The sequence below is a fragment of the Streptococcus ruminantium genome (genome assembly GCF_003609975.1).
Lineage (GTDB): Bacteria > Bacillota > Bacilli > Lactobacillales > Streptococcaceae > Streptococcus > Streptococcus ruminantium.
Genome location: NZ_AP018400.1, coordinates 2,002,406 through 2,024,935 on the forward strand (window position 1 = coordinate 2,002,406; position 22,530 = coordinate 2,024,935).

The window sequence follows — 22,530 nt, forward strand, 5'->3', positions numbered from 1 at the left end:
ATGTTTTCACAAACACAAGAAGATTTACTCTATTTATTGGCACATTACCTTCAAAAAAAGCCAATCTGTCAGGAGAAAATAGCTCAGATGAACTTGGAAAAACTTTACAGTTTCTCCAAATTTCACAGCTTGTCCGCTATGGTAGCCATGATATTAGAAGATTCTATTGATCTGCCTCAAGATTTTCAGGAATCCAAAAATCAAGCTATCCGCCGAGAATTATTATTTGATCATGAACGCCAAAAGATTACCAGATGGTTGTCCCAGGAAGGTATTTGGTACATGGAACTAAAAGGGATTCACCTAAAGAAATACTATCCTAAGCTGGGGATGCGGGTCATGTCGGATAATGATATTCTCTTTGATGAAACTTTTGAAAAAGAAGTCAGAGAATTTTTCAAAAAAGAAGGCTACGAATTTATCTATGAAATCAACGTTGATGCCTATATGAAAAAACCAATCTTTCATTTTGAAATGCATCGAACACTAATCGATCCACTCATTTCATCACTAGATAAGATCGGAAAAAATTACTATAAAGACATCAAGGAGCGCCTCATTCAAGATCAGGACAATCCTTTCGCTTATCGTTTCTGTTTGGAAGATTTTTATCTCTACCAACTGATTCATGACTACAAGCACTATTCGGAATCGGGTACCGGTATCCGCAGCCTGGTAGACCTTTTCTTACTCCTAGAAGCTGAACAAAACAAGATGGATTGGACATATATCCGTCAGGAACTGGAAAAAATTGGCTTGACAAACTTTGAAGAGCAACATAGGTCCTTAGCCTTTAAGCTATTTGGTTCAGAGGCAGTTCCCTTAAAAGATTTGACAGAGGAAGAAATGAGAGTCCTTTCCTATATGCTCTCATCAGGAACCTATGGCTTAAAGGATAACCAGATTATCAACCAATTGGAAAACCATAGTGGCAATTCACTTACCTATTGGAAAGAACAATTCTTTCCACCAGTGGAGCGACTGCGCTTGGTATTTCCTATCCTACAAAAACATCCCTATCTTCTTCCTTTTATCTATATCTATCGTTGGGTTCCAACCAAGAAAAGGTTGCAAAAATTTTCAAGTATAGTTCGTATTATGTCGAGGAAAAAAGAGAAATAACACAGTATAGAAAGAGATGTAATGAAAAAATATTTTTGCTTTACCAATATGCAGGTTATGATCGCTCTGATGAAGTATAAAAAAGAGGAACCCATGGCCCTCTTTCTCAATCGGAATGTTCGCGGCTATCAAGAACTCGCAGAAAGGATTAACATCCTCTTTCCAGATATTTGGGTCAAGATCCTGACAGCAGATGTCGTCCAAGCAGAAATGTATTTTGACTGGCTAGAAGATGAAGACCAAATCTACCTCTTTAACGATGCCGATCAGATTGGTCAAGCCTTTCGAGATAAGCGCTATCCCTACCATCTGATAGAAGACGGTTTAAATTTTCATTATCACCATGCACAGTTGAAAAATCTGACAGATAAGGACCCTGTCAACGGATTGTACGGTTCCAGTCCCGTCTGTCTAGATATTGAGATCAATGACCTCAGCAAAATCAAAGACAATACCTATTATGCCCAGTTTCTGGATAAATTTATCGAAGTTCCTCGTCAAGCTTTATTTGAAAGCCAAGAGGAGGCGCACTTACAAAAGCTTTTTGAACTCTATCAGTTAGAAAATCTAGAGCTTACCTCGCCATCCTATTTGATACTGACCCAGCCTTTAGCGGAGGACTTTTGGAAGAGTTTTAGAAAGGCAGACAAGAGTCCAGACTACGTAAAGCAGTATTATTTTTATTTTAAAATAGCGCAAGAGGCGCAAGAAGCTGGTTACCATGTCTACCTCAAGCCACACCCAAGGGATGACCTTGATTACACAGAAATCCCGGGTGTTACAGTGCTACCAAGGTATACACCGATGGAAATGCTAGACCTACACCTCTCAAGCTCCTTTGATGTAGTGGCGACACTTATGTCTTCTTGTGTCGATGGCTTGACAAAGGTCAAAGAAAAAAGAGTAATCTACACAGAAGAAAAGGCAAAACAAGATGCGGCTGGACAAAAGACAGCTTCCACTGTATAAAGTATCCGCCTAAACAAAATCAAAAACACAGAAAATATTGACTTGATGTATTCAAGAATTCAATATTTTCTGTGTTTTTTAGCTCACTTTGCAATGGAAGTTTATCAAACCAAGTCTACGCTTGACTTTCAAAGAATAACGTTGAAAAGCAGTCCAAGACCCAATCCGAGGCTTAATTTGAGTAATTCTCAAGCAAGCCAATCTCATCCAACTCCTGCAAAAGTTTCCCCAAGTCCTCGGCTGCTTCTTGAGGGCTGACGGTATATTCTTTGCAGAGAATACCTACCAACTCCTCTTTGCTGATGTCAGACTGAAGCTTCTCTAAAATAAAATGAGTAGTCGCATTGTAACGGATCATGCCATTAAATGTTTCTGCTAAGTCTCCCATGGTGATACCGATATATTCATCATCACGGTCATGATGTAGTAGGATTCCTTCTTTTAGTTTCATCTGTTTCTCCTATGGTAATAAGTTCGTTGATAATGTTATGATTTCATCTGCTGGTAAATCAAATCAACAGCCTCTGTTGAAATGGTACAAGTCAGTTGATAGATGGGTAGCTGACTCACCTTCTGCAACAAAGATAAGGTCTTTTGCAGTTGCGTGACCGACTGTAGAGGACGGTAAGTTTGAGTTAGGAGTCGATCAAAAGCGGCTGTTTCTGATAATTGTTCGACCACATTCTCCGATCCTTGCTTTAGAAAACAGATCGACTGCAAGGGAGCACAGCCATTGTAAGATCGCCTATGCTTTCCGTCCCAAGGTGTACCGTAAATCCGGATGTGATCGTCAGTAATGAACAACAAAGGCTTGTCATCATTCAAGATACGTGCCCTATCACCAAAGACCTGAAGCCAGAGTTGGCTGTGAGTAGATTTTCCTGTCCCACTTGGTGCCGTAAATAGGTAGGCTTTGTCATCTACCACCACTGTTGAACCATGGACGAGCAGTCGATTATGGGCGGGTAACTCTTCACAAATCAAGCGATAGAGGGCGATTTGTTCCAAATAGTTTCCCGAAAAATGCCGCGCCTCCTCACCACCTTTCATCCGCTCAAAATCAATATCCTTTTGTTGCACTTCGATGGTAAGGTCGGGTTCGTCATCTGTCAGATAATCTTTGCAAAATGTCCGTGTCGAAGCAAAGCGACAGATTACCCGAATCACCAACTCTGCTAGACGAATAGTAAATATTTCCACTTTCTCTTCCTTTTCTTGTTCATCACTGTAAGGATCTGTCAGATAGGCCAATCCTGTCTTTAACGAAATAAATCCGAATATATCAGGAACGCTACTTCTGAGCTGTCGTTAACTGATTTGAACGATTTTCATGGTATCTAGATAGGCAACAAAATCAAACAAGTCTTGTCTTCCCCATTCTTCTTCAATTCCAAAAGCTTGGCTATAGGCTTTGATAACCTCTTGGATGGAGCCTTTTTCGTGGATGAGGGTCCAAAGTAAGTAGCTAGTATCGTTTAATTCAATGTAGCCAGGAACCTTTTCTTTGATTTCATCCAAAGGGATAGCAATATAGGCTTCCTTCACCTGATTGGTGATAAAGGTGCCTAAAATTCGGATAGTGTCATAATCTTGTGGTCGAATCTCCACAGCTTGAATCGCCTTTACATAGTGGATGGAACCGAGTTCTGGGGATACTTTATCATGCTTGAAAAAGAAAGGGGGGATATTCTTCCACTCTGTCTTGTAAAAAGCAGGCTCATCCTTACTCAAAACCCCAGCATTATGGAGAATCTTATAGTCATTCCATTCGTTTGCAGGACGAACAGGCCACGAAAAGTTCAACTCAGTAGAGGTGTGTACAGTGATACCGTATTTTGGAGCCATCCAGGCTAAGCACCACATATCTGTCAGCCATTTTCCATACCTATCTAGCTTTTCTTCTTCCTCTAAAGGCAATTGGAGCTTCTCCATCGTCAACAGAAAATCGTAAATCCGCTCACATTGGACATACATTTCGTGAAAAAAAGCTGCTGTCGGCTGAGCAAGCAGCCACTGAGCACCAGCAGGACTGGTTTCTGTCCATTCTAGCTCTTCGTCTGTTACATTCAAAATGGTCTGTAATCCCTGTAGGTAGAAAGGATGTTTTGAGCGCAAGAAACTTGCCTTGACAGTGGGGCTATGAGCTCCGTACCACTGGTGAGCACTCACCGGAATCTTATCAAAATCGACCATCTCCCTAAAGATAATATCTGTATCAATATAGAAGAAAGTCTCTTTTTCCATGTGGGGATATTTTTTCAAAAATTGATACCAGAGGTAGGGGCGAATCGAGGTTGGGTATTGATGGTTGGGACGATCATCCTCAAAGTAATGGTAAGTAATGCCGTACTTTTCTTGGAGGTAGGGTCCCATGTCCTTGTCTTCACCGTACAGTAAAAAGATGACATCGTAGGAACCATGGGTCTGAAGATTGGTCAGTAGTACCTCACTCTCCCAACGGTAGCGGAGATTTGCCCGTGTGCAGGTGATAAAATACATCGTTTTCTCTCTTTCTAGTCAGCTTGACTTCCATTATATAAAAAAATGTACCTAAATTCAAGCTAGATAGAGACAGAGAGCTACTTTTTTACTAATTTAGCCCAGTATCTATTGACAAGATAGGGTTTCTGTGATAGAATCGCTACAGATTATTATGAGGAAGTAGTACGTCAAGAGAGTACAGGAAGTCTGAGTTTAAGAGGGTTATTTCGGGGAGTAAAGGATGCAATTCCTACTTCTTTAATGAACTTAAAACTCCAGCACTTCCAGCCAAAAAACATCACCATTGCAGTGTAGACGTACGTTACTAGCCCAAGGAGTTTATTAGCTCCCCCTTGAAAAGTAGGGAGAGATGATAAAAAACACTATCGGAAAGGAGCTATCATGGTAAAAGAATACAAAAAGCCTGAGTTTAAGACGGTTGTTTTTGAAGCAGAAGACGTGATTACAACTTCAAACGGCGTTGCAACTCCAGCACCTCCAACAGAAGACATAGATTAGTTTGAAGAGTTTATAAGAAAGGAGACCAGCATGGTAAAAGAATACAAAAAACCTGAGTTTAAGACGGTTGTTTTTGAAGCAGAGGATGTCATTACTACGTCTAACGGTACTGAAACGCCAGCACCGCCAGCAGAGGAAGAGCGTATCCCTTCCTAGGATCTGTTCGACGGTACTATTAGGTTGATAAATATAGTAGTTCACACTGCTAGAGGATATGACAATATCACGAAACACTACAGAAAGGCGACCAGCATGGTAAAAGCATATAAAAAACCTGAGTTTAAAACGGTTGTTTTTGAGACAGAAGATGTGATTACGACTTCTGGCGCTGAAACACCAGAACCACTAGAAACAACACCGATGCCAACCTAGGTGACGCAGTTGGTGGGTACTATTAGTTTGATAAACATAGTAGTTTACATCGCTAGAGTATTATGATATAATGCTGTAAGACATTAAGGAAAGGAGACCCACCATGGTAAAGGAATACAAAAAACCTGAGTTTAAGACAGTTGCCTTCATGTCAGAAGATGTGATTACTACGTCTGGCGGTCTGGCAACTCCAGAACCACCAGTACCACCAGAATCAGATGCTACAAAAGACTATGTCTAAAATAGTACATTCAGCAGAGATAACAAAATAAGAGTATCTCAACCTTATTATACAAAACATTCAAAAACAAAACATTCTTAACGAAAGTGCGTTCCCAAAACGGGACGCTCTTTTTTATGACCTTAAAGAGAGGAAAAGTAGTCAAGCAACCGTGGTATAAAACTTGGGAGAATAGTAGGCCGCCCAGCTCCCACCTCCAGAGTAGTTTGAGGAACCATCATACTAAAAGAAAAAGACCAACCTTGAGCTGAACTGCACCCCAAAAGTTAGAGAATACATCTAACGCTTGGGGGCAGTACAAGGAGAAAGTCAGTCCCTTTCATTGTTCCAACTTGGTCTATTGCTACAGTCCATACCTCACGATAGTAGAGTCAGTACTTTCTCACTCACCGCTTCAGGATTTTAAACAACCTCTCCCGTTGCTGTTTCAGAAATCGCCGTAGGATTCGAGGATGTTTTTTCTGTATCAGCTACCATAACACTACTGGGCGCTTCAGAAATGCTAGTCTGCTTCTGCTTTGGCTTTTCAAGCGGTACAAAAGAGATGACTTTCTCTGCACCACTACCATGTAGTCCAAGACCGACTTCCTTAGAACCATCCTCTCGTTCTATCACCTGCATGCCTTCGGCTTCAAACCTTCCATCAATCTGAATATCATCAAGATGGGCAGTCGTCTCAGCATCATACGCCTTAACTGTGATTCCTGTATAATTTGATAAATTGGAATTGTCTGTCTTACTATTCTGAGCAACATACAAGATACCATTATGTTCTACTGCTCCCTGTAGCAGGCCGATATAATTTAGCTCATCCCGCAGCAGAAATTCCTGTCTACCAGTAGTCAAGTCATGTTTAAATACGATGATATTCGCCCCCTTTTCACGCTCAATGGCTGCTGTAGCATGCTTATCAAGACCGACCAGATACAGGATATTGCCATTTGTTGTTGACCGAGCTATCCCACCAATATCAATCCGAGTATTATTATCCCTCGCATACTGTGCAACCATATCAAGCTGAACAGTGGATACCGCATTTGTATCCGTATTCCAAACATACAGTTTGGTGCCACCTGATGTGATATATTTGAGATTGCCTAGAGCAAGGATGTCATTGTTATGACCAGTTGCTTTCTTGTAGATTCTATCTATTATTTTTCCTTTCGTATCAAATACAGTAACAGGAGAAGCTGCATTATCTTGCAATGAATAAAATTTTCCATCTTCGTAAAAAAATGACTGGAATTTTGTATTCCCAAAATCTACCACTTGATTCAACACCACTTGTTGACCGCTAGATACCGTACGACCATTTAGAACCTTGCCATTGATCATAACAGGGTTTACAGTTCTTGCTTTTCTACTGTCTGCGGCAACTAGCGAGGAAGGAATGGCGAGCATGGATATACATTTTGATGTAAGAAAGATTTTCGTGTTTTTTACAGCAGAATCAGGCTTGTCAATTTTAGAAGTGGTGGAATCAATCTTATCAGCAAGCAGATTTCCTGATTCACTGCCACTTGGATCATTACATCCTGTTAGGACTGTACAAGCAATGACACAAGCAAGGCAAATCTTCCCCACTTTACGGTAATTACATTTAAATTTTTTCATACTGTGTCCTTTCACTAAATATTCTCAATAAAAACAGATAAGCTACTTCCTTCGTCCTCGCATTCTTTTCCTCATGCTGCAAAAACGAAGAAGTAGCAAAGAAGTATTTGCTTATAAAACCAAAATAAAAGCCACCATCTGCTCGGACGAGACAGATAATGGCATTCCTGTTGTCAAAAAAGACGACTTGAACTCACAAATCGTCTCACGCAGCAAATTATTCTAAAATACACTCCTATACACTATTCGTCATCAGTTGGAAACTTTTCATTCTTTTGCATGACGAAAAAACTTACTTCATCCACTCGTCTGTTACTCATGCTCATGTCGTCGCACCACTAGACAGATGGATATACACGTCACCCTCGCTCTCTACTTGACTCTCTGTAAATCCAGATACTTTCGGATCTACTCGGAAGCTCGTATGACTTACTAGCTTAGTTTTCACTCAGCTCTCACACCTCGTTTACTAACTAACCCAAGCATACACTACCAACAAGGGACGTTTGGTGGGGTTCGCACCTTGAAATGGAAAAGACTTGTTTTTTATCCGACAATCCTATATAATGGTATTGGTTGTTTATGTGGATTGTTGGAGAGTTCTCTCTCCCTTTTCACCTTTTTTAATGTATAGAAGCTATTTAATAATCTGCGGTCTAGCTTTAATAGCTAGAATCATGCAAGCAAGAGATTGCCTTTGATTGCATGGTTGTAGCCATTAAAAAGTTTTCTATCTGTGGTAAAGTTGGTAGTGTCTTCAACAGTATCCTATCCTTTATGAAAAATGTTCCCATGGTAGACTTACACAAAGTTAGAGACTCCTTGCTACGAACTGATATTGGATACTCAGCCGAGGACTACGAGAAACATAAAGACAGCGTTCCTTACAGTAATCCTGACCGTATATTTTTACTACCGATTGTCTTACATACTACCCAGATTGATTCTTGATAAATCAGATTATATAATCAATTGATTACGTTATCAACCATTTTTTCAAAAAAATAATAAATCATTCGGAAAGGCTTATTATGTTTACAAGTCGCCTAAAACAATTACGAAAAGAAGCGGGCTTAACTCAAAGAAACATAGCTGATGTTTTCCACACGAGTCCTCAAAGCTATGCTCAATGGGAGAAAGGGTTAAGAAGTCCTTCTAAGAAGAGCATTGAGAAGCTTGCTGATTTTTTTAAGGTCTCCACAGACTATCTACTAGGTAATTCTGATATTAAAAAGCCAACCGAAAAATCCGAAATTGAATTATTGATTGAACAGCTCAGTGATGAACAGAAAAAGGAAACGCTACAGTTTATTAGAAACATTCTTCAGTGATTATTTTCCTCTAGTTTATGGATAGAGGTTTTTCCTTTGTCCAGCAGGCAAGGTCTGCTTGATTTTCCCTATATTTTCACAGTTTTTACTACAAAAAAGCCGCTAGAACCATGTTCTAACGCCCTTCGTATTTTGAGACAGCCCACTGGGCTGTTTTTTTCATCTAACTGCTAATGAGAATCCTACTTTTTTAGTTTATCCCAGAGGATAACCCTATTGTCCTTTAGGGATGTTTGGACATCAATAATGCGCTGGTTGGAGGAGCCGCGAAATTGCAGCATAAGATTGCGCTTGGTACGATCGTAGCGCCCATCCACTAAAATATCCAAATAAGATAGCAATTCCAACTTATCTGGAGTTTCTAGCATCAACTCTTCCCATGTGTAGCCTGTCCAGGACCAGATATCCTTGGTAGGTAGTTCTTGCCGAATCCGTTTCACCAAGGGCAAGACGGTGCCTGTATTGAGAAAAGGCTCACCCCCTAGAAGAGTCAAGCCCTGCACATAGGGTTGAGATAAATCATCTAGGATACGGTCTTCTAGCTCCTTGGTGTAAGGAATACCTGCTTTAAAGGACCAGGTTGCTACATTATAGCAACCTTCACAATGGAAGAGACAGCCACTCACATAGAGGGAGCAACGCACACCTTCACCGTCCACAAAGTTAAATGCTTTGTAGTCAATAATCCGCCCTTGACTAAGCTCCTCGCTCTTCCACTCCTGTGGTTTGGGATTGTTCATGTTTTGCTACTAAGAGCGACTAGAAAGTGGCACAGCACTGTAGATTTTATCTTTTTCTACATTCTGAGCTTCCTTCTCAAGTTCAATTAAACTTAGTCACTCCATTCCTTTCTACTTCTGGTTTACGGGAAAACTGCTTGATGATGTAACGGACAGGAAAAGACTTTTTTCTAAGCCGCATTTTCTTCAACAACTTCGGTCAGCCTTCTTCTATCTTGAGCCCGCCAACTGCTAAATCTTCTACGATACATCAAGTCCGTCTAGAGCTCAACCCAATAGCGCTCGATCCCTTCGCGGCAATCGTCCAAAACACCTCCACAGGCCAATATCGTCCGCCGGCTGGCTTCGTTTTTTTCCGAACAGGTCACTAAAACCTTAGAAATATGTTTGGAAGCTGCCTCCTGCAAGCCGAGTCGCAACTGTTCTTTGGCATAGCCTTTTTGGCGCTGACTCGGACGGATAGAGTAACCGATGTGTCCTCCCTTGTTGAGCAAAAAGTCATTGAGCCTTAGTCGAAGGTGAAGAAAGCCAATAGCCCGACCAGTCGCATCAAAGGAAACGTATTGAATACAGGGGACAAAACCATCTGGTAGATTCAAACCTAGTTCATAATCCTGATTTCTCTCCAACCAGTCTAAAAAATCCAAATCTTTAGAGTAAAATCCCCCATCCATGGCACTTCCTTCACGCTCAAACTCCGCAAGCATGTCCAGAATGGTATCCTTATCCTGTTGATTTGGTCGTCTGAGTTGTAACTTTTTCTGGTAAGTAGACATCTAATTCTCCTCTTGAACTCCTTGAATGGAGTATCTGATGGCACAGCCAGTGACTGAGCAAACTCGACTTCGGATCAACGGGATTTACCTTAGTCTCTAGAGACTCCAAAAACTGATGGATGATGGTTTCAAAGCCCCTTTTATACAGCGTATTCTCCCAAGCTCCGAAACCATCTTGCACTTCTTTATCTGCGGTGAATATCCGCATATCTTCCAGATTTTTCAACTGATAGGTAGCCTGCGGGGTCTGGACTTCCATTATTTCACGCCTGCTGCCTGATTGCAAGTTCATGGCAGCCACCGCAGAAGTATTTCCTGCTCGCAAAGTGACACTGACCTGACTCAGGAGTCCCTCTTCGAGATGATAGGAGAAGGTCGCAGCCTCTAACTGACTATCTAACAGATAGAGAGCTGTATCCAAGGGATGAAGAAAGAGATCAAATAGCTTGAATTGCAATTCTCCCGGACTATTCACGTCATTTTTCTCGACAAGAATCCTGCGCTTATCCGACTGCTCCTTTAGTTGTTGAACTTTTGGAGCAAAGCGACGATTGAATCCTGCCATAAGAAAGACTCCTCTGGCCTGCGCTAACTGATATAGGGCTAGAGTTTGCTCGTAGTCTTCGGACAGGGGTTTATCCATGTAGACTGGAATTCCTTGTTCTAAAAATAGTTTTGCCAGTTCCACATGAGCTTGTGTTGCAACATGAATCATGACCCCATCCAGTGGAACTTTCGCCAATTCCTGCACAGAATCATAAATGTGGCTATTCACCATACCATCCGCAATCTGGCTCAAGGTCTCCTTATTTCTAGTAAAAAGGTGCCATTCAATCGTTGAAAATTGTTTTAAACAGGGCAAATAAGCTTTTTGGAAAATACTTCCCAAACCGACCAAGCCAATCTTTAACATGTTTATCTCCTCGTCAAGCCATTCTCCGTTTTTTTCTGCGCTTGCTTCAGCAGAGCCTGCACACGGGCTTTTTTATCATTCTTTACAGTGGAATGCTTCTCATGGTAGCGTTCTACCAAGGCCTTCCCTTTATCATCCAATTGATATTTTCCCATTATATTCTCCTTTTTTTCTATTCATTTCTATTTGTTAGTCAGTTTTCTTTTTACTCAAAAAGTCGGAAAGACTGGCGAGAAAGCATATAAGAGTCAGGTTAAAAAATTGTAGGCACACACCAATGTCCTTTTACTTTTGAGTATTGACTCAAAACCGTTGTAAGCAGACAAGGCTCTTCCAAACTCTTGATTACTTTGAAGGTTCCCTCATTCACCCGAATGGTAAAAGATAAACTGTAACGATAACAAACTTCCACAGTTGCTCAACACTGTGGAAGCACTTGTCGATTTGATTGTTGATTATAAGCTAGATCCGTTCATGTGCTTAACGCGTGCCGAAATCTCTTTGTGACGGCCTTTCACCATTGGTCTAGCTTGTGGATTACCCAAGTAACCACAGGTACGCTTGACAACGTCTACTAGCTTGGGATCGCTATTGCTGCAATTTGGGCACTTAAAACCACGCTCTGTCGGCTCAAAGTCTCCCTCAAAATCACAGGCATAGCAATGATCAATCGGAGTATTGGTTCCCAAATAACCGACACGGTCATAGGCATAATCCCAAACCGCCTCCAAGGCCTTGGGATTTTGCTGGAGGACAGGGTATTCGCAGTAATGGATAAAGCCACCACTGGCTCCTGCTTCTGGGTAAATTTTTTCAAAGTCTAGTTTTTCAAAAGGTGTTGGATTTTTCCGTACATCATAGTGGAAACTGTTAGTATAGTATTCTTTATCAGTAATATCCTTGACAAGACCGAATTTTTCTGTGTCCATGCGGCAGAAGCGGTCTGTCAGGCTTTCAGACGGTGTCGAATAAACAGAGAAGTGATAGCCATATTCATCAGACCAGGCACCTGTCAATTCTTTCATTTTTTTGATGATACGAACGGTGAATTCTTTAGCTTCTGAATTGTTCTCCCATTCTCCACCGTAGAAAACCGTTGCGACTTCATAAAGGCCGATATACCCCAAGGAAACTGTTGCCCGGCGATTTTTAAAGACTGCATCAACTGCATCCGTCTTTGCCAAGCGTTTTCCAAATGCGCCGTACTGGTAGAGAATAGGAGCATTGGCAGGAATCGCTTCCTTGACTCGTTCGACCCGATAGACCAGAGCATCTTTGGCAATTGTCATCCGCTCCGCAAAGATTTCCCAGAACTTGTCCATATCTCCTGCTGATTCCATGGCAATCCGTGGCAGGTTGACGGTTACAACACCCAGATTCATCCGACCAGAAGTCACATCCTGACCATGTTCATCCTTCCATCCCTGTAGGAAAGAGCGACAGCCCATAGGTACTTTGAAGGAGCCTGTCAACTCGACAATCTTGTCGTAGGATAGCATATCAGGATACATCCGCTTGGTCGCACACTCAATAGCCAATTGCTTGATGTCATAGTTTGGCGAATCTGGCTCCAGATTGAGTCCTCGCTTAACCGTAAAGATCAATTTTGGGAAAATAGCTGTCCGTCCTTCACGCCCCAGTCCCTTGATACGGATATTGAGAATAGCCTTTTGAATCTCTCGCTCAAACCAAGATGTTCCCAAACCAAAACCAAGCGAGGTAAATGGAGTTTGTCCATTGGAAGTGAAAAGAGTATTGATTTCATATTCCAAGGACTGCATGGCATCATAAATATCCTTTTGAGTTTTGGCACAAGCATACTCTTCCTGCTTCTCAGGTAGAACCCAATCCTTGGCATCCTTTAAATGCTTCTGGTAATTGAGTTCGGCATAGGGGGCTAGAACTTCGTCTATGCGGTCTGCCGAACATCCTCCATACTGACTGGAAGCAACATTGGCAATGATTTGCGAAATCTGAGCTGTTGCTGTCTGAATGGACTTGGGACTTTCTACATCTGCATTCCCTATCTTAAAACCTTGAGCTAACATGCCCTTAAAATCAATCAAGCAACAGTTTGTCATAGGTGTGTAAGGGCTATAATCTAAATCGTGATAATGGATATCTCCTTTTTGATGAGCATTGGCTACATGGGCTGGTAAAAGTTTTAACCCAATCGATTTGCCAACAATCCCGGCTGTCAGGTCACGTTGAGTGTTAAAAACGTTAGCATCTTTATTGGCATTTTCATTGACAACCGACTGATCCTTACTCAACAATTTGTGAATCTCAAAGTTAATGTCCGTCGCTTGGTGACGGCGAAAATCGCGCTGGGTTCTGTACTGGATATAGCGTTCTGCCAGTTCATACAGATGAGCCTTGAGTAATTCCTGCTCCACGACTGTCTGAATTTCGTAAATCTGAACATCCTTTTCAAAACGACGGACAATCTCTGCCAAAGACGCCTCCAACACAACCTTCAAACCGGCTTCTGAAACCGGATGTTCCAATTCTTGATTGGCCCGCTGAAGAGCAGAAAAAATCTTATTCTGATCAAAGGATACCATCCGACCATCACGCTTCAACACTGCTAATTCTACACTTTGTAAGACATTTTCTCGCACGTTCATTTGACTACCTCCAAAAGTTTTACTTCTTATAGTCTAGCACTTCACAAAACAAAAATCAATATCTTGTGTCAAAAAACTTAAAATTCTTCCAAAAACACAAGATATAGTTTATTTTCCTGAAAGTAACTGAAAACAAGAGCCTGTCTAGACTCTTGTTTATTCTCCTATGAGTATATAGATTGATAACGGGAGACGGATATGATAGGGGCGGTCAGACTTACGAATTAGAGGTTTCTAACTGCAAACCGCAGGCATGGATTTTATAGACTTTATCACACATTGTATCAATATCTTCTCGATTATGACTTGCAATGATAATCGTGGTTCCCTGCTTAGCCAATTCAAAGAACAAATTTCTCATATTTAGTATGGATTCTTCGTCTAGTGCATTCATAGGCTCATCCAACAATAAAATTTTTGGTTTTTCCATGATAGCTTGTGCAATCCCCATCTTTTTCTTCATCCCTAGCGAGAAGTGTTTGACCTTCTTATCCCGATATTCAGAGAGACCAACCGTTTCGAGAGTTTGCTCAATGACCTCATTAGAACATTTTTTGTTAATACTTAATAACAACCGCAAGTTATCATATGCAGTCAGGTTAGCTAAAAAAGAAGGTTCTTCAATCAGGACACCCATATCTGAGGCAAAACTGCTGGAATTGGCTATTTCCTTACCATCTATCCAGATTTCACCTCGCTTAGGCTTTATAAGACCTGCTAGCAACTTAAAGAACACTGACTTGCCTGAACCATTCTTTCCGACAATACCAATGATTTCTCCTGCTTTAAAAGAAACCGTAATGGCATCAAATATCTGTTGATGACCAAAGCTAAAAGAAACATCTTTTATTTCTATTGGATTCATATTCTGACGACTCCCTTTCTCTGTATATGTATAAAAATAAGCACGAGATAGATACTTCCCGAAACAAAGCTAAATCCTAGACTAGTCACCGTATCTGCTATGCTTGATTGAAAACTGATAATACCCATATAGCAAATCGTCAAAACTGCTGCGGTATGTGTATGACCGATCCATCTATCAAGGAAAAAATACAAGCCACTTAATTGTAAGGTTAAGCATTCAACGGTCAGATACTCAACAAACACTTCAGCAAATGATGACCTTCCCGAAATGAAATAAAAAATCCCTAAGTAAGCTCCCCAATAAATAAGGCTGGCTAAGAAAATAAAACCAGAAATAGAAATAATATGACGGTACTTGTTCTTACTTCTAATGAAAACTAGTGAAAAATATTGATCCGTCATATCAATACGGTAAACAAAGGCACACAAAAAATAGACATACGGAAATAGATATTTGCCGATAGTATAAAAAGTACGGTACCCCATAAGATGGTAATTCAGTACACTGATTTCAAAGTCAGTGTCCAGTAGATATTTACCAGAAACATGTACCAAAACAAACAGGAAAAGCGTCAAAAGAAGACGGCGATAATTAACATATTTTTTTACTAAAATAGACGACATTATTTCTCCTTAATAGAATTGTTTTCTCAGGTACATCTTGCTATTTATAAAGAAAAGTAGTCCGTTTACCAAAAGCCAGTAGCATATATGAGAGACAGTGTCAGCTATGTTTGCCACTCGATAGTGCTGAATCGGCAACAAAGGTACAACATAACTCATCTTGTAAACAAATGACTGGAAAAAAATAAAGGCAAGGAGCAGTAAAAAAGATAGTTTTTCTGAAAAAATAAGCCGGAAAAATGTATAGCTATTTGTCAGAAATAAAAGATAAAAAGCAAAATAGATGGTTGTAAAAAAGACCTGATGCAATAGCTCTATATCCATAGATGGCGAACTGTCGAAGATAGCACGATAGATAGAGACATTCTCCGGAGTCCAGGATAGCGAAAAGGTAGAACTTGATACACTGATTGCGGCTGCGATAGTTGCCAGCAACAATAGAAAGCTACCTAAGAATGCAAACTGAACCTGCCACTCTATCGCCATAAGCTGCTTGCGGCTGTCCAAGCGAATGATGACCAGACTATTTGAAAAAAACGTAGCTGAAATGAAATAAATTCCCGATAGATACAACAAGGGAAGTCCAACAACGGACGAATACAAATCACTTTGCAAATAGAGTTGCCACAGCCAAAAATTACCGCTCCCCTTGCTCAAGCTACTATACTGCAAAAAAGAAAGGGTAGTCAGTAATACAAAAAGAAAGACGTAAAACAAGTATTTCTTCCTATGCGACTTTACAAAACAATCAAGCATCTCCATATCCATCAAGTATCAGCTCCTTTTGTATTTTATAAATTCCTAACACTACCGTCAAAAATAGAATACAGCCTAATTGGCCATATACAAATAGCTCATTTGATGCTGAATTGGCTGTCAAGTCAAAAGTATTGACTGGCTCCAAAACATCTAATCCTACAAATGGAAAAACAAATGATGGAAGGTAGTAAACCAAGAATGGGGCAACTAAGGCTGTCACCTTGTTAGGCAAGTAAATGGTTGATACAAAGCTAAGATTTGCATAGATGAAGGCAAAAAAGGTGCTATGAATAATGGTTATCATCACATACCATAATTGGTTTTCCTGAAAGATAAACGACCAAGCTCCCTTAATATCTCCTAGATATATAGGAGCTCCTATCGGAAAGAGAAACTGGTTTATAACCAACAGGAGCAACAAGGGAAGAAATAAAGATAGAGACGCTACGCAACCGATCGCAAAGAACTTTGTAAAGAAATAGTTCTTCACAGTCGTTCGTGATAGCACTGCGTAAATCATGTTGTGTTCGGTATCTTCTATATAGGAATGTGAAAAAGGAAAAGACACCAAAATCGGTATAAGGATTGGTAAAATCGCTCCTCCTCCTAGAGAAAAGGCATACAGAAAAAAGGATAGCCCTCCAATACCTTGAATAGAAGACCAGCCATTCACAACGCCGACTATCAGAGCTATAAAAGTCAAGGAACAGCTAATCAAAAACAACCTTGACTTCAGCCCTCTTCGTAACTCTGCTAAAAAATAGGACATAAGGGTACCCCTTCTATCATTATCTTATTTTCTCATTTATTTTGATTTTCATCAGGTGTTAACGAATAGGGGAAAGAGTCTCCTCATCCCCCTAATATAATTGCCATCGCACTTAAAAAGTTACCATATCACGCTATTTTACCACTCATCTGAACTCCAAGATCCCTGAGCCTGAACTCTCACTACTGTGGTAAGAGGAGTAGCCAAAGCTAGAGTAGTCGTACTCCCCGCATAGGCATCTCCACCACCATTGTACCGTAGTATGATGCGACTGCCCGAGGACATCTGTAGACTAGGAGTAATATCTCCACCAGTTCTAGTCAATCGGATAGAGGTCGTCATTCGTTTATTTCCACCTATCGCATAGTTTCGGTTGACACCATTTGAAGAGTTTTCTTTGTAGACTCTACCAGTTGTGATTGCTCCAAATCTAGGAATCGTGACATCATAGTCTGCTATGTCCCGACCTGAGACATGACTAATCATCAAGCCAATACCCATAACCACTAACAAAGCTAGACAACTTCCCGATTACCCTTTTCATACAAAATCATACGAAGCAATCATTCAATTATCTAAACAATATCATTTTTAGAAAACGGTGTCAAACAATAGTTCAAAAAAGTAACCAAAAATTCATATTCCATGCATAGTACACCTCCCTTCCTAAAAAGAGCTTGGGACAAAAAGATTTTCAATTTTGAAAATCTCAATTATCAAGTCCTTTAGATTTATAATTGAACAAAAAAAGCAAACAAACCAAGATTCTGATTGTCAGAATATTGGTTTGTTCGCTTTTTATATATGAGATTGGACTATTGTCCCAACCTCTGATAGGTACTACAACTGTTTCTTCAACTCTGCCACTGCCACCATGACTTCCATCGGTGTCATATTGTAGATGTCTAAGTTTGCCAGTTCATCTAGGACTGGGTGAGAAAGAGTTTCTGCGAATACAGCAGGCTGTTCATGCTCCGGCTCGCTCACCAGACTGACCTGACTAGATTGAGCAGACGGTGCATGGCTTTCCAATTCTCGCAAAATGCTATCTGCTCGCTGCAAAAGCTCCTCTGGCATGCCCGCAATCCTAGCTACATGAATCCCATAGGACTTATCAGCTGGACCAGCAGCAATCTTGTGGAGGAAGGTCACTTGCCCATCTTTTTCCAAGGTTGAAACATGGACATTTTCTAGGTGAGAAAGCGTCTGATTAAGCTCGGTCAACTCGTGGTAGTGAGTAGCAAAAAGGGTTTTAGCGCCTATCTTATCGTGAATGAACTCAATAATTGACTGAGCCAAGGCCATACCATCATAAGTAGCCGTTCCCCGTCCCAATTCATCAAAAAGAATAAGGGAGCGCTCCGTGGCCAAACGAACAGCCTTGTTGGCCTCCATCATTTCCACCATAAAAGTTGATTGACCACTAACCAAATCATCCGCTGCCCCAATCCGAGTGAAAATCGCATCGAAAATTGGTAGTTCTGCTTGATCCGCAGGCACGTACGCCCCCATCTGAGCCATGATGACAATCATTGCCAACTGCCGCATGTAAGTTGACTTTCCACTCATGTTTGGACCTGTAATCAACTGCATGTGTGTTGTTGTATCCAAGTGAATAGAATTTGGAATATAGGTCTGCTTACCCATAACCTTCTCAACAACCGCATGACGACCACGATCAATCATCAATTCTCGCTTCTGCGTAAACTGTGGACAGACCAAATATTGTTGCTCAGCAAGAACCGCAAACGCTTGAAGAACATCAATGGTTGCGATGGTTCGAGCCAATTTTTGCAAGCGACCGATGTACTTTTCCACCTCTTGGCGGATGCGCGTGAAAATCTCATATTCCAAATTGGCAGACCTATCACGCGCTTCCAGCATCTGACCTTCAATTTTAGCCAACTCCTCTGTTCCATACCGTTCGGAATTTTTCAAGGTCGCCTTACGAAAGAAATGAGCAGGCACATTGCCCAAGTTAGAATTAGTCACATGAAAATAGTAACCATCTTTTTTGTTGTAATCAATCTTGAGATTATTGATTCCTGATGCTTGCCGCTCCTTGGCCTCAATCTCTGCAATCCAGCCTGCCCCCTCACGCATCACCAAGCGATACTGATCCAAAGTCTCATCAAAGCCTGTCTTGATAATATTTCCATCCGTAATAGCCCCCTGAGCTTCTGGGTCAATAGCAGAGCTAATGAGAGCGTGGAGTTCTGGGATCGGGTCTAGCCCAGCCACCAAACTGGCTAAGGTAGGCTCGGCCATCTGTTGTAAAATATTTTTGATAGCTGGCACCTTTCCCAGGGTCTGAGCAAGTTGTAACAAATCCTTGGGCAAGGTCTTACCAAACGACACCCGACTGGCCAGACGTTCAATATCATAGACCCCCTTCAAGGCCTCAATCAAATCACTACGCTCAAAGAAATAATCCAGAAAAATCTGCACAACAGCCTGACGATTTTCAATCCTTTTTTGATCTATCAAAGGACGATTGATCCATGTCCGCAACAACCGCATCCCCATAGCCGTCTTCGTCTCATCCATCAACCAGTACAAACTACCATGTTTCTTTCCTGTCCGACTATTTTCCAGCAAATCAAGACTGGATTTTGTTGCATAATCCATCTGCAAATAGTCTTTGATTTCATAATGAACTACCTTTTGCAGGTGAACCAAGTCACGCTTTTGAGTCTGATGGATATAGCTGAGCAATTTTCTAGCTGCTGCCTGCTCCAAGTCTGTCAATGACGAATCAATCAAATGAATATCGTCAGACAACTCATTTTCAAAAGACAAGAGCAGATTCATCTGATTGGCAAGAACTTGCTCCTCTTCTTCCGAAAGAGCATAGCCAATCACTAGTTCACGCGCCCGCAGGTTACGGATTTCGCCACAAAGGCTGGAAAAATCCTCCAAACTCGTCACAAAAAATTGTCCTGTCGCTACATCCATGTAAGAAAGTGCAAAGTAAATCCCTTCCCGATCAATCGCCACCAAAAAGTTACTATCGGCACCCATCTTGGAAGAGTCTGTCACCGTACCTGGAGTAATAACCTGAACCACTTCGCGTTTTACCACACCGACTGCCTGCTTGGGATCTTCCATCTGCTCCGCAATAGCAACCTTATGCCCCAATTCGACCAAAGTATCAATGTACTGCTGGGCTGCATGGTAGGGAACCCCAGCCATAGGGATGGGGTTTTCTGCGTTCTTATTCCGACTGGTCAAAGATAGTTCTAAAATCTGGGCGGCCTCCACCGCATCTTCATAAAATAACTCGTAAAAATCTCCCATACGGAAAAGCAAAAAAGCATCTGGATATTGAGACTTAATATCCAAATACTGTTGCATTCCTGGAGAAATTTTTTCCACTGCCATTGTTTCTCCTCTCTATTCCAAATAGTAATTTATCTCTGCCTCAACCTGCTGGGCTGCTAACTCATCACGACAAATCACCAAGAGTGTGTTAGCTCCTGCCAATGTCCCCAGAATGGTTTCTGGCTTTTCTGCATCAATAATATTGGCCATTAAAGCTGCTTCCCCCAGCTCAGAATGTAGGACAAGAATAAAACTAGCCCTGTTCACCTTGTATGCGTACTGTGCCAATAATTGGATAAAATTTACTCGCTCTTCCTCAGCTGCCAAAGAATAAAATGAACGCCCATTCTCATGAATTTTTATCACTCCCAACTCCCGTAAATCACGCGACAAAGTTGTTTGAGTTACCACTACACCTTGAGCTTCTAAAATCTGTTGAATGTCCATTTGACGTCCTATCTTTTCTTGACGAATCATCGACTTGATTAGTTCATGTCGCTCTGCTTTATTCATCATTGTACCTCAGAATGTATATTTATAGAGATATTATAACATTTTTCACTGCTATTAGCCTAGAAATATGATAAAATATAGTCAAGTGCAATTACTTTCAGACACGAAACCGAGCATGGCATCCAAGTCAGGGGTGACGAGGTGCTAAAGTAATTTCAAAAGACTATAGTTTCAATACCTTTGGAGGAAATCCTATATGAACCAAAAACAGATAATCGCCGAAAGACTGGCAGCTGTGCTTCCAAGTTTGGAAGTTGAGGCTGTCTATGCCTTGCTAGAAAAACCAAAATCGTCCGAAATGGGTGACATCGCATTCCCCGCTTTCTCACTCGCTAAGGTAGAACGCAAGTCCCCACAAGCCATTGCAGCCAGTATCGTAGAAACACTCGATACTACCGGCTTTGAAAATGTCGTAGCAACTGGACCTTACGTAAATTTCTTCTTGGACAAGGCAGGTGTCTCACATAAAGTGCTGACTGATGTCATCTCCGAAAAAGAGCACTACGGTCAACTAAATATCGGTCAAGGAAAAAATGTGACGGTTGATATGTCTAGTCCAAACATTGCTAAGCCATTTTCAGTAGGACATTTGCGTTCGACAGTTATCGGTGATGCTCTCGCTAATATCCATGAAAAACTCGGCTATAAGCCAATCCGTATCAACCACTTGGGTGACTGGGGCAAACAATTTGGTATGCTAATCGTAGCCTATAAACTATGGGGGGATAAAGCGGCTGTTGAAGCAGACCCAATCTCTGAACTTCTCAAACTCTACGTCCGTATCAATGCCGAAGCAGAAGAAAAACCTGAACTTGATGATGAGGCTCGCCAATGGTTCAAGAAATTGGAAGACGGAGATCCAGAAGCACAAGAACTATGGCAATGGTTCCGTGACGAAAGTTTGGTCGAATTTAACCGTATTTACGATAAGCTCGGTGTAACATTCGACAGTTTTAATGGTGAAGCCTTCTACAACGACAAGATGGATGAGGGGATTCAAATCCTCGAAGACAAGGCGCTCTTGCAAGAATCAAAAGGTGCAAAAATTGTAGATCTTGAAAGCTACAATCTTCCACCAGCCCTCATCATGAAAACAGATGGTGCAACCCTCTACATCACGCGCGACATTGCAACAGCTATGTACCGTAAGCGCACCTACGACTTTGTAAAAAGTATCTATGTCGTTGGTCAAGAACAAATCAACCACTTCAAGCAACTCAAAGCCGTACTGAAAGAAATGGGCTTTGACTGGAGTGACGATATGACCCATATCACCTTCGGACTTGTCACCAAGGATAAGAAGAAATTATCAACTCGTAAAGGAAATATTATCCTTCTTGAACCAACTCTTGATGAAGCAATTTCACGCGCTCTCGCACAGATCGAGTCTAAGAATCCTAATCTCGAAAATAAGGAAAAAGTGGCCCATGCAGTCGGTGTTGGTGCTGTCAAATTCTACGATCTGAAAACAGACCGCGACAACGGCTACGACTTTGATTTGGAAGCAATGGTTTCTTTTGAAGGAGAAACAGGTCCTTATGTGCAGTATGCCTATGCCCGCATTCAGTCTATCTTGCGCAAAGCAAACTTTGCACCTGAAGCAGACAATGACTACAAATTAGCTGATACAGAAAGCTGGGAAATCATCAAACATATCCAAAACTTCTCAAATGTTGTAGAACGTGCCGGTGACAAATTTGACCCATCACTGATAGCTAAATATACTATCAATCTAGCTCAGGCCTTCAACAAATACTACGCCCACACTCGCATTTTAGACGAAAGCCCAGAACGTGACAGTCGATTGGCTCTTGCTTACGCTACAGGTGTAGTCCTCAAAGAAGCTCTCCGCCTTCTCGGTGTTAAAGCTCCAGAAAAAATGTAACCACCTCCAGTAAGTGAGACACAAGAGAAACCTCCGTATAGTTCTACCCCACTAGAATGTATACAGAGGTTTTTTCTGGTGTTCAAA

At 41.3% G+C, this 22,530-nt stretch carries 23 protein-coding genes; 7 read left to right on the top strand and 16 right to left on the bottom strand.

Going from position 1 to position 22,530, the window contains the following annotated elements; all coding sequences use genetic code 11:
- Together SR187_RS09425 and SR187_RS09430 are read left to right on the top strand one after the other, a co-directional pair.
- A complete protein-coding gene (locus SR187_RS09425) occupies positions 1-1,122 on the top strand; it encodes a nucleotidyltransferase domain-containing protein (protein WP_120172392.1) in 1,122 nt (373 codons plus the stop codon).
- A 21-nt stretch (positions 1,123-1,143) separates the two neighbouring features.
- Positions 1,144-2,091 (top strand): glycosyltransferase family 52, encoded by a 948-nt coding sequence (locus tag SR187_RS09430; protein ID WP_120172393.1) that lies wholly within the window; start codon positions 1,144-1,146, stop codon positions 2,089-2,091.
- 172 nt (positions 2,092-2,263) lie between these two features.
- Here SR187_RS09430 and SR187_RS09435 read toward each other — a convergent pair whose 3' ends face one another.
- From SR187_RS09435 to SR187_RS09445, 3 genes are all read right to left on the bottom strand, one after another.
- Positions 2,264-2,542 (bottom strand): PqqD family protein, encoded by a 279-nt coding sequence (locus tag SR187_RS09435; RefSeq protein WP_120172394.1) that lies wholly within the window; start codon positions 2,540-2,542, stop codon positions 2,264-2,266.
- A gap of 35 nt (positions 2,543-2,577) precedes the next feature.
- The gene (locus SR187_RS09440; protein ID WP_145981841.1) at positions 2,578-3,291 is read right to left on the bottom strand and encodes a hypothetical protein; all 714 of its coding nucleotides are present in this window, start codon (positions 3,289-3,291) and stop codon (positions 2,578-2,580) included.
- 108 nt (positions 3,292-3,399) lie between these two features.
- The gene (locus SR187_RS09445) at positions 3,400-4,590 is read right to left on the bottom strand and encodes a PqqD family protein (protein ID WP_120172396.1); all 1,191 of its coding nucleotides are present in this window, start codon (positions 4,588-4,590) and stop codon (positions 3,400-3,402) included.
- A 531-nt stretch (positions 4,591-5,121) separates the two neighbouring features.
- On the opposite strand from SR187_RS09445, the gene SR187_RS10220 reads away from it, so the two are divergent.
- Complete coding sequence (locus tag SR187_RS10220) at positions 5,122-5,247, top strand: hypothetical protein (RefSeq protein WP_265572951.1); 126 nt, start codon at positions 5,122-5,124, stop codon at positions 5,245-5,247.
- 319 nt (positions 5,248-5,566) lie between these two features.
- Complete coding sequence (locus SR187_RS09925) at positions 5,567-5,704, top strand: hypothetical protein (RefSeq protein ID WP_155964201.1); 138 nt, start codon at positions 5,567-5,569, stop codon at positions 5,702-5,704.
- 402 nt (positions 5,705-6,106) lie between these two features.
- On the opposite strand, the gene SR187_RS09450 is transcribed toward SR187_RS09925, so the two are convergent.
- A complete protein-coding gene (locus tag SR187_RS09450; RefSeq protein ID WP_120172397.1) occupies positions 6,107-7,318 on the bottom strand; it encodes a hypothetical protein in 1,212 nt (403 codons plus the stop codon).
- 705 nt (positions 7,319-8,023) lie between these two features.
- On the opposite strand from SR187_RS09450, the gene SR187_RS09455 reads away from it, so the two are divergent.
- Positions 8,024-8,269, top strand: a complete 246-nt coding sequence (locus SR187_RS09455) for a hypothetical protein (protein ID WP_120172398.1) — start codon at positions 8,024-8,026, stop codon at positions 8,267-8,269.
- A gap of 80 nt (positions 8,270-8,349) precedes the next feature.
- Positions 8,350-8,649: a helix-turn-helix domain-containing protein gene (locus SR187_RS09460; protein ID WP_120172399.1), complete on the top strand. Its 300-nt coding sequence runs from the start codon at positions 8,350-8,352 to the stop codon at positions 8,647-8,649.
- 182 nt (positions 8,650-8,831) lie between these two features.
- On the opposite strand, the gene nrdG is transcribed toward SR187_RS09460, so the two are convergent.
- The 12 genes from nrdG to argR form a co-directional block, all read right to left on the bottom strand.
- Positions 8,832-9,389, bottom strand: a complete 558-nt coding sequence (gene nrdG, locus SR187_RS09465) for an anaerobic ribonucleoside-triphosphate reductase activating protein (protein ID WP_120172400.1) — start codon at positions 9,387-9,389, stop codon at positions 8,832-8,834.
- Positions 9,390-9,649: 260 nt separating this feature from the next.
- Entirely contained in the window at positions 9,650-10,165 is a 516-nt protein-coding gene (locus SR187_RS09470) for a GNAT family N-acetyltransferase (protein ID WP_120172401.1), read from the bottom strand.
- The gene (locus SR187_RS09475; RefSeq protein WP_120172402.1) at positions 10,113-11,078 is read right to left on the bottom strand and encodes a Gfo/Idh/MocA family protein; all 966 of its coding nucleotides are present in this window, start codon (positions 11,076-11,078) and stop codon (positions 10,113-10,115) included. The genes SR187_RS09470 and SR187_RS09475 overlap by 53 nt, the downstream gene beginning before the upstream one ends.
- Before the next feature lie 2 nt (positions 11,079-11,080).
- A complete protein-coding gene (locus SR187_RS09965) occupies positions 11,081-11,233 on the bottom strand; it encodes a hypothetical protein (protein ID WP_120172403.1) in 153 nt (50 codons plus the stop codon).
- A 300-nt stretch (positions 11,234-11,533) separates the two neighbouring features.
- The gene (gene nrdD, locus SR187_RS09485; RefSeq protein WP_024532289.1) at positions 11,534-13,705 is read right to left on the bottom strand and encodes an anaerobic ribonucleoside-triphosphate reductase; all 2,172 of its coding nucleotides are present in this window, start codon (positions 13,703-13,705) and stop codon (positions 11,534-11,536) included.
- Between the two features lie 217 nt (positions 13,706-13,922).
- Positions 13,923-14,570, bottom strand: coding sequence for an ABC transporter ATP-binding protein (locus tag SR187_RS09490; RefSeq protein WP_120172404.1), 648 nt, complete (start codon positions 14,568-14,570; stop codon positions 13,923-13,925).
- Complete coding sequence (locus tag SR187_RS09495; protein WP_120172405.1) at positions 14,567-15,196, bottom strand: hypothetical protein; 630 nt, start codon at positions 15,194-15,196, stop codon at positions 14,567-14,569. Before SR187_RS09495 ends, SR187_RS09490 begins: the two co-directional genes overlap by 4 nt.
- Before the next feature lie 9 nt (positions 15,197-15,205).
- Positions 15,206-15,913, bottom strand: a complete 708-nt coding sequence (locus tag SR187_RS09500; protein ID WP_145981842.1) for a hypothetical protein — start codon at positions 15,911-15,913, stop codon at positions 15,206-15,208.
- Positions 15,914-15,944: 31 nt separating this feature from the next.
- Entirely contained in the window at positions 15,945-16,724 is a 780-nt protein-coding gene (locus tag SR187_RS09505; RefSeq protein WP_120172407.1) for an ABC transporter permease, read from the bottom strand.
- 138 nt (positions 16,725-16,862) lie between these two features.
- Positions 16,863-17,231, bottom strand: coding sequence for a hypothetical protein (locus tag SR187_RS09510; protein WP_228025829.1), 369 nt, complete (start codon positions 17,229-17,231; stop codon positions 16,863-16,865).
- Between the two features lie 333 nt (positions 17,232-17,564).
- On the bottom strand, positions 17,565-20,105 hold the full coding sequence (gene mutS, locus SR187_RS09515) for a DNA mismatch repair protein MutS (RefSeq protein ID WP_120172409.1): 2,541 nt from the start codon (positions 20,103-20,105) through the stop codon (positions 17,565-17,567).
- A 12-nt stretch (positions 20,106-20,117) separates the two neighbouring features.
- Positions 20,118-20,558, bottom strand: a complete 441-nt coding sequence (gene argR / locus SR187_RS09520) for an arginine repressor (protein ID WP_024532295.1) — start codon at positions 20,556-20,558, stop codon at positions 20,118-20,120.
- 196 nt (positions 20,559-20,754) lie between these two features.
- Between argR and argS the strand changes: the two genes are divergently transcribed.
- Entirely contained in the window at positions 20,755-22,443 is a 1,689-nt protein-coding gene (argS, locus tag SR187_RS09525) for an arginine--tRNA ligase (RefSeq protein WP_120172410.1), read from the top strand.
- Positions 22,444-22,530 lie beyond the last annotated feature (87 nt).